This is a genomic window from Oribacterium sp. oral taxon 078 str. F0262 (assembly GCF_000160135.1).
Lineage (GTDB): Bacteria > Bacillota > Clostridia > Lachnospirales > Lachnospiraceae > Oribacterium.
The window spans coordinates 208,752-216,085 of record NZ_GG729935.1; the positions used below are offsets into that span (position 1 = coordinate 208,752).

Below are 7,334 nucleotides of genomic sequence, written 5' to 3' on the forward strand. Positions count from 1 at the left end.
GAGGGATGCCTTCCGGACACAGCCCCGGCCTTGCGGGAGAATCCCCATCGAGGCTCTATGGCCCGTCGGCGGAAAATCCCTCTCCTTCCCCATGCTGTCCCGGGGCAGAATCGTCCTTTTCCGGTACCTCTCTTCCCTCCACCCTCTCCACCCGGCTTATGATTTTTCCATCCGCGATTTGGTTCACCAGCAGGCTCCCGGGGCGGATATCCGATACCGAGCGAATTCTCCTCCCTCCTTCCTCCGAGAGAAAGGACCATCCTCCCGCAAGCCTTCTGCCGGGAGAGGCCGCATCCAGGCGCTCCGTGAGAAGCTCGAGTCTCTGTCTTTCCCCGGAAAGCCTCTTCTCCATCCAGACGGAAAGTCCGCGATAGGCCTGAAGCCTCGTTCTCTCCCTGCGGATCCTCTCCTTCATCTGCTTTCTGAGCTCCTCCTCCGCCCCCATGAGGCGCTGCCGGAGACGAAGAAGCTTCGTCTCCGGAGACAGAGCCCTCAGCCGGTACTCCCTTCGCTCGGCACTCTGCCTCTCCTTGAGAAGCTTCTCCCTCATAAGGGAGAGGAAAGTGCTCTCCCTTTGCTTTAAATCCTCATAGAAGGAGGAGAGCTCGAAGACCGCGAGCTCCGCGGCGGCGGATGGGGTCGGCGCCCTCCTGTCCGCGACATAGTCTGCTATCGTCGTATCCGTCTCATGTCCCACAGCGGAGATGATCGGGGTATCCGCGTGGAAGATCGCCTCTGCGACCCTCTCTTCGTTAAAGGCCCAGAGATCCTCGATGGATCCCCCTCCCCGCCCGACGATCAGAACATCAAGACCCAGCCGGTCTAAAGTCTCAATCCCCTCCGATACGGACTCTGCCGCGCCCTCTCCCTGCACCTTCGCGGGATAGAGCCAAAGCTCTGCATAGGGATTTCGCCGCCTCGCGATCTGAATGATATCCCGGACCGCGGCCCCGGTCTTCGCCGTCACGATCCCGATCCGCCTCGCATAGCGTGGGAGAGCTCTCTTATAGGCAGGATCAAAAAAGCCCATCTCCGCGAGCTTTCTCTTCAGCTCCTCGTAGAGAAGGTAGAGCTCCCCCAGACCATCGGAGCGAACGCTCTTCACATAGAGCTGATAGCTCCCGCCCTTCTCGTAGACGGAGACCCTCCCGCCGCAGAGGACCTTCATCCCATCCTCCAGACGAAAGCGAAGCCCCGCACGGTCTCCGGCAAAGAGCACGGCGGAGAGCTGCGAAGCTGAGTCCTTCAATGTGAAAAAGATATTTCCGGAGCTGTGGTATTTTAAATTTGAGATTTCGCCGCTCACTGTGAGATTTCTCAGAAGATAGTCCTCCGAGAAGAGCCCTGAAAGATAACGGCTGAGCTCCGAGACGGAATAGCTTCTATCCTTCATGGCCTCATTTCCGATGCACGAGGACCTGAACCCTCCTGCCGCCCCGCTCCGCAGACTGAAGCTCCGGCTTCTTCTCCCGCGGCGCGCTCTTTGTGACCGCGCTTCTCTTCGGGTTCAGGAGTCTCGCGAGTACCCCGTTTACAAAGGAACCGGACTCCGCTCCGCCGTATTTTTTCGCGATATCGACCGCCTCATTGATAGAGACCTTGTCCGGAATCTCATCCCGGAAGAGGATCTCATAGAGAGCGAGCCGAAGAACCGTGAGATCCGTCCGGGACATCCGCTTCGTCGTCCAGCCCTCCGCTGCCTCATTGATCCTCCGGTCAAGCTCCTCTATCCGCCCGACCATTCCACAAACCTCTTTTTGGATCTCCCGCTCCTCGGAAAGGCGAAGGCCGCTCTCTCCCACGGGATCCGGATCGTCCCCTTCTTCCTCCGCCTTTAAAAGCGGCGCATCGCCGCTCTCTTTCGCCTCTCCTTCTCCCGAAAGCTCCTTCGAGGAGGAGCTCTCTTCCCCTCCCGCAGGAACTCCCGCTATATCAGAAGCCGCTTTCAAAGAGGAGCGCCCTGCCTCCTCCACCGGGGGATTTTGCTGCTCTCCCGCGGCATTGGAAGCAGCTTTCAGAGAAAATGCCTCTTCCTCCTCCGAGAGAGCCTCTCTCTCCCCGTCAGCCAGCGTCTCAAAATAGCGGCTCAGCTGCTCCGGGATCTCCTCCTCCCGGTAAAACTGCGCACAAAAGAGGAGCTTGAACCTGTGCTCCCTCTCCTCTCTCTTTTTCTGTTTATCGATCCTACTCATCTTCGCTCGTCACCACCCCGGCGATCCGGATATTGACATCCAGGACACGAAGTCCCGTCATGCTCTCGATCGCCTGCGCGACCTTCTCCTGCACATCGGCGGAAACCTCCGGGATGGAGTAGCCGTACTTCACATTCAGGCTGAGGAGCACGGAGACCTGTTCCCCGTCCACCTCGATCTTCACGCCCTTCGAAAGGTCGCGGATCCCCATACGGGCGATGATCTCACCCGACCAGCCCCCCGCCATGGACGCAACGCCCGGGACCTCCGTCGCCGAGATGCCCGCAATGATGGCGATCACATCGTCCGCGATGATGAGCTCCCCGTTCTGATTCTTCTCATAGCTGCCGTGAATCCTTTTCTCTTCCCTTTCTTCCATCATTGATCCTCCACCATGAAAAATAATACTTTTTAGAGTTTACCATAGATGAAGGCTAATTGAAAGCAGTGATTGCGGGAGCAGCGCGCTCATCGGATCCGGATCCTATCCTTCAGCTTCTCATAGGTTTTGTCTCCGATCCGCTTCACATTTTTGAGCTCCTCCGGGTCGGCAAAGCCTCCGTTTTTCTCCCGGTATGCGATGATGAGCCCGGCTGTCACCTTCCCGATCCCGGGAAGCGTATCCAGCTCCTCAAGGCTCGCCGTATTGATATTGACCCGGCTGTCCTCGCTTTCTTTCTCCTTCGCGCTCTCCCCGCGGGGCTCCGCGCTCTCCGCGGAAGGCCGGGCGGTCTCCTTCTCCGCACCCGATTCTCCCTTGGGAAGCGGATCCTCTCTTTTTCCGTCCGGATTTTCCTCCGATTTTATCTCCTCAAAGGATCCCCCCTCTCCCTCCGTTTTCCTCTCTGCTTCCTCTTTGGAGGAATGATACTCCGCCGCCTTCCTCTCAAAGGGCTCCGAAGCTCCCCCTCTTCCCCCACCGAGAAGCATTCTTTCCCGATCAGTGCCCTCCTTCCCCTTTTCACTCTCAAAATGCTCCTCCCGGGAAAGCTCCATTTCCTCTTCCCGATGCAGCTCCTTTCCGGAAAAAGCCCAGAACAATCCCGCCCCGAGAAGCAGCGCGGAAATCACAAAATGGCGGACTCTCAGTAAAAGCCTTCGAAGCTCATATTGTTCCCTGCCCATTGGGACTCCCTTCCGGCAAAGCAGCGCCATATTCATAAAATCAAACTCCGGACTTCGGTTTCCCGGCGCCAGCAGCAACCCTGCCCGCCCGCGGAAACAGAAAAGGAGCAAAAACACAGAAAAAACAGAAAAGGAAAAGCAAAAAAGAAGAAAAAGAAAAAAAGAGAAAGAGAAATCGGGGGAAATCCAGTGGGAGAAATTCCGGTGAAATAAACTCCGATGAAATAAAGAAAGAGAAAAGTGGAGACAAAAGCTAAACACCAAAAAATTATTCTGTATAGATAGCTACAGTATAAGAATATTTCTCAAAAAAATCAAGTCCTCCCGCACATAATCCGCGATGCCCCGGCCCTGCCGTTCCTCCGTCCCAAGACATGAAGCGGCGTATCCACTGTCAGGCGGCGGAATGGGCGCTGTGCCAGAAGCAGTCTCTCGCTGTCGGGAGAAGGCGGATAAAAGCGATCCGACCAATAAGCGCTTCCTCCCGGAAGCTAGAAGATAAGGGAAATATTTCCATGCAGCATAATCCGAAGGATACCTATAATCAGAAGATGCGCCGGATAGTACACATAGAAAAACCACTTCATGCCCTTCCAGCTTCCGCGCTCCCCATTATAGCGGGAAAGGATCGGAATCGTCAGAAAGGTAAAGATCTGCAGAAGCCCGTAAGCTCTGTCGAGAAACAGGAAGTATACGGACGCATAAAGGAAGCTCCACAGCACGATATCCCTTGCCTGAGCTCTGAAGTCCTCCCTGTGGGCATAGAGGAAGAACGGGCACATGACCGCGATGCTCGACCAGTCTGACGGAAAGGAAATCAGGCTGGCGGCAAGAATGCTTATATTCTTTGCCCACTGCGGAATACGCTCCTCACTGCAGATCCGGATCAGGAGCGCTGCCCAGGCCAGCGACCACATGACGCTGGTCTGATTGAAGACTCCCGTGGACAGCGGCAGGAATGGTATGCCAAAGGCAAAATCGTAGGCGAAATGGGAGAGCAGCGCAAACAGAAATAATCTCCCGATGTATCTTCTTATATTCCGGGTATAATGGCAGCCCTCCGCTATGAAAAACCACATGATGGGAGCCGTCAGGCGTCCGATGATATGCAGGGCATACACATACCATACGGTCTGAAGTCCGGGGAAAAATACCCATGTCAAATGGTCTATCGTCATGGCGGCTATAGCGATCAGCTTGATCTCGTTGGCGTTAAACTTCTTTTCCATTGTGTCCGGCCCTTCCCCGTCCTATGCTTTACATCATTCTGCCAGAGCCTTTGGAAACCGTCAACCCTGCTCTTTGGCTTCTCCCTACCTGACTGCGAGGAGAAAAGTCCTGTGGGAAGCGGATCATGGAGCATGAAACTCAGGGGTTGAGCTCATGCTTCATCAGGAAAAGCGTCGCGCCCCGGAACAAAAGGCCGCCGAACAGGAAAAGGAGAGAGAGCACAAGGATGTGAAACTCCGAATATGAGACCGTCGTCAGAACACTCCCGAGCAGATTTATGAGAAAGCCGAGGAAGAGGAAGAAGAGAAAGCCGAGGAGTCCCTTCGCGGGAAGCTTCGAGAAGATGCTTGCAAAGACAACCGTGATAAAAAATGCCGCCGCGACGAGAAGGAACCAAAGGCTCAAGAGTGCCAAAGCCGCATTCGGAATCATCGCGGATACCTCTTGAAGGCCCTGAAAATTATGGGAAAAAGGGCCCGTTGACCACTGATCCCTGAGCACCGTCAGGCTAAGATCAAGGCCCAGGAGCAGAAGGAAATAAATTCCCATGAGCACGGAGGAGCAGAAGCTCTCCAGATACTTCGCATCGAGAATTTCCCGGTTCGAGTTCGGTGTGATAAAGAGCATGTAGCTTTGCTTTGTGCGAAGCTCTCTGCCAAAAAGCCCGCTTCCTCCGAAGCACGTTATGAACATGCCTATGAGGGCGCTGTAGGAGAGCAGCAGCGCTCCGATCCCGACAAGGCTGATATTGCCAAAGCCCAGGCCGATCAGGACCATAAGTTCCGCAGAAAGAGTGATCGCGATGAGGATGCGTTTCCCGGGCATTGACTTCTTCATCTCATATTTTAAAAGCTTCCACATAATACTTTCCCTCCTGACATAATGCTTGGATTTCCCAGCGGGGAGCGGCTCCGCCTGAGAGCGCCTGCTCCGGGAGAGTCCTCTCCGCTCAGCGGTAGAGCTCCCGGTATCTCTCCGAGATCGATTTCCCGCTTTCCTCCCGGAGCTTTTCCGCGTCACAGATTTCCAGAAGTCTACCGTTTCGAAGGAAGATCGCCTGGCTGATAAAGGATTCCGTCTCCTCCACAAGGTGGCTCGAGAGCAGCATGATCGCGTCGTCCCTCATGGAGCCGATCACGGCCTCCATGATGTGATCCCGCGCAATGAGGTCAATCCCGTTCAGAGGCTCATCGAGGAGATAGAGCTCCGCACGCCGGGACATCGCAGCCGCGATCCTGAGCTTTGCCGCCATACCGGTGGAGAGCTGTTTGATCGACATTCTCCCCTCAAGCTCCATCAATCCGAGGAGAGCTTCGAAGCGTTCCTCGGAAAAATCGGGGAAAAAGTCCCTGTAATAGCGCCCGACATCCCGTACACTCATCCAGCTGTAAAAAATCGCCTCTGTCGGCATATAGGAAATCCTCGCCCGATCAGACGCATCGATTCTCTTTCCGTCTAAGAGGATTTCTCCTGCATTCGGGGCATCAATCCCCGCCGCAAGGCGCATCCAGCTGCTCTTTCCGCTCCCGTTTGGTCCGAGAAGCGCATATATTTTCCCCTTCTCCAGTGTAAAGCTGAGATCCTCCAATGCCGTAACTCCGGAATACTTCTTCGTCAACCCTCTTGTCTCCAGCATCCTTTCCTCCTTAATCCTCCTCCAGAATTTTCCGCGCTATTTCCTGTCTCGAGAATCCAAGCTCCTCCATGTTCTTTAAAAAGCTTCGGAGAAAATCTTCTGCCATCTCCATACGGAGCTTCGGGACCAGCTCTCCGTCCTCCCTGACAAAGGTTCCGAGCCCACGCTTCGTGAAACAGACCCCCTGCCTCTCCAGCTCCTGATAGACGCGGACCGAGGTGTTCGGATTGATCCTGTACATAAGCGCGAGATCCCTTCCGGAGGGGAGCTTCCCCCCCGCTCCGATCCGCCCGGCGATGATCTCCTTTTTTAAGGCATTCACCACCTGCAGATAAATCGGAAGGGACGGATCAAACTGTATCATATCTCCTCCTTTCCGCTCCTGAAATCGCCTTTCCCTGCACTTTGCACCCAGCTCTTGGCTCTTGGCTCTTGGCTCTTGGCTCTTGGCTCTTGGCTCTTGGCTCTATGAGATTCGCTCATCTCAGTTATGTTTCTCTTAACTAGTGCACTATAAATATAGTGCACTAGTCCTCTCTTGTCAAGCATTCTTTTCGTGATGATGAAGCTGTAATCGTTTTTATCCATGTAGGCCAGGTTCGCACGGCTGAAGTAACCGCGGTCCAGGATAAATCCAAGTTTCCTGTATCCATAGGAATACGCTTTATCCACGGCGTATCTCAGCTGTGACACGTCGTTGATGCTGCCTGGATACTGCTCATAGAAGAGAGGCTCACGGTTGGCAGTGTCATAGGCGACAGAATAATGGAAGACCGGAAGCTCCGCATCTGGAAAATATTTCAGGAAGTTCTCGTTGGGCCACATTTTCCGGTCATCTTTGTTCAGCTGCCTGCCAATCATTGCGCGCTTCGGCTAGGTGTACTGTTTGACCGGATTGTAAGCGCGTTCCGTATTCGTATTCAACAGAGTAATAGCTTCCTCTTTTTTTCCTTACAAGAAGTCCCGGGGCATCCGGGACTTCAACCTGGAAATCAAAAAACATGAGAATCACCTCAAAAATGTCCTCTAAGATATAGGGTATTATTACCCTATATCTATTCTATCAAAAATCCTGCATTTCTGCAAGTGAAACAGCGCAGAAATGCAGGAAAATCAACGTTTTTGGTCACTCCGGATCAAGACGGTGTGAC

General features: G+C 54.1%; 8 protein-coding genes and 1 pseudogene. All 9 read right to left on the bottom strand.

Annotation, left to right across the window (positions count from 1 at the left end; all coding sequences use genetic code 11):
* Nucleotides 1–55: 55 nt before the first annotated feature.
* The gene (xseA, locus tag GCWU000341_RS08400) at nucleotides 56–1,393 is read right to left on the bottom strand and encodes an exodeoxyribonuclease VII large subunit (RefSeq protein WP_009215486.1); all 1,338 of its coding nucleotides are present in this window, start codon (nucleotides 1,391–1,393) and stop codon (nucleotides 56–58) included.
* Between the two features lie 4 nt (nucleotides 1,394–1,397).
* Nucleotides 1,398–2,192 (bottom strand): transcription antitermination factor NusB, encoded by a 795-nt coding sequence (nusB, locus tag GCWU000341_RS13980; RefSeq protein ID WP_009215487.1) that lies wholly within the window; start codon nucleotides 2,190–2,192, stop codon nucleotides 1,398–1,400.
* On the bottom strand, nucleotides 2,185–2,571 hold the full coding sequence (locus GCWU000341_RS08410) for an Asp23/Gls24 family envelope stress response protein (protein WP_036599475.1): 387 nt from the start codon (nucleotides 2,569–2,571) through the stop codon (nucleotides 2,185–2,187). The genes nusB and GCWU000341_RS08410 overlap by 8 nt, the downstream gene beginning before the upstream one ends.
* Nucleotides 2,572–2,660: 89 nt before the next feature.
* Nucleotides 2,661–3,317, bottom strand: a complete 657-nt coding sequence (locus tag GCWU000341_RS13185) for a ComEA family DNA-binding protein (RefSeq protein WP_242651651.1) — start codon at nucleotides 3,315–3,317, stop codon at nucleotides 2,661–2,663.
* Between the two features lie 491 nt (nucleotides 3,318–3,808).
* A complete protein-coding gene (locus GCWU000341_RS08420; protein WP_009215491.1) occupies nucleotides 3,809–4,546 on the bottom strand; it encodes a TraX family protein in 738 nt (245 codons plus the stop codon).
* A gap of 139 nt (nucleotides 4,547–4,685) precedes the next feature.
* A complete protein-coding gene (locus GCWU000341_RS08425) occupies nucleotides 4,686–5,408 on the bottom strand; it encodes a hypothetical protein (protein WP_009215492.1) in 723 nt (240 codons plus the stop codon).
* 88 nt (nucleotides 5,409–5,496) lie between these two features.
* Nucleotides 5,497–6,183 (bottom strand): ABC transporter ATP-binding protein, encoded by a 687-nt coding sequence (locus tag GCWU000341_RS08430; protein WP_009215493.1) that lies wholly within the window; start codon nucleotides 6,181–6,183, stop codon nucleotides 5,497–5,499.
* A 10-nt stretch (nucleotides 6,184–6,193) separates the two neighbouring features.
* Entirely contained in the window at nucleotides 6,194–6,547 is a 354-nt protein-coding gene (locus tag GCWU000341_RS08435; RefSeq protein ID WP_009215494.1) for a GntR family transcriptional regulator, read from the bottom strand.
* Nucleotides 6,544–6,957, bottom strand: a pseudogene (locus GCWU000341_RS13985) (transposase); the annotation flags it as partial. The gene GCWU000341_RS08435 and the pseudogene GCWU000341_RS13985, both read right to left, overlap by 4 nt.
* Nucleotides 6,958–7,334: the final 377 nt, after the last annotated feature.

Excerpts from the sequence above, each read along its gene's own strand:
- xseA (WP_009215486.1), bottom strand. The coding sequence starts at position 1,393 with ATGAAGGATAGAAGCTATTCCGTCTCGGAGCTCAGCCGTTATCTTTCA.
- nusB (WP_009215487.1), bottom strand. The coding sequence starts at position 2,192 with ATGAGTAGGATCGATAAACAGAAAAAGAGAGAGGAGAGGGAGCACAGG.
- GCWU000341_RS08410 (WP_036599475.1), bottom strand. The coding sequence starts at position 2,571 with ATGGAAGAAAGGGAAGAGAAAAGGATTCACGGCAGCTATGAGAAGAAT.
- GCWU000341_RS13185 (WP_242651651.1), bottom strand. The coding sequence starts at position 3,317 with ATGGGCAGGGAACAATATGAGCTTCGAAGGCTTTTACTGAGAGTCCGC.
- GCWU000341_RS08420 (WP_009215491.1), bottom strand. The coding sequence starts at position 4,546 with ATGGAAAAGAAGTTTAACGCCAACGAGATCAAGCTGATCGCTATAGCC.
- GCWU000341_RS08425 (WP_009215492.1), bottom strand. The coding sequence starts at position 5,408 with ATGTGGAAGCTTTTAAAATATGAGATGAAGAAGTCAATGCCCGGGAAA.
- GCWU000341_RS08430 (WP_009215493.1), bottom strand. The coding sequence starts at position 6,183 with ATGCTGGAGACAAGAGGGTTGACGAAGAAGTATTCCGGAGTTACGGCA.
- GCWU000341_RS08435 (WP_009215494.1), bottom strand. The coding sequence starts at position 6,547 with ATGATACAGTTTGATCCGTCCCTTCCGATTTATCTGCAGGTGGTGAAT.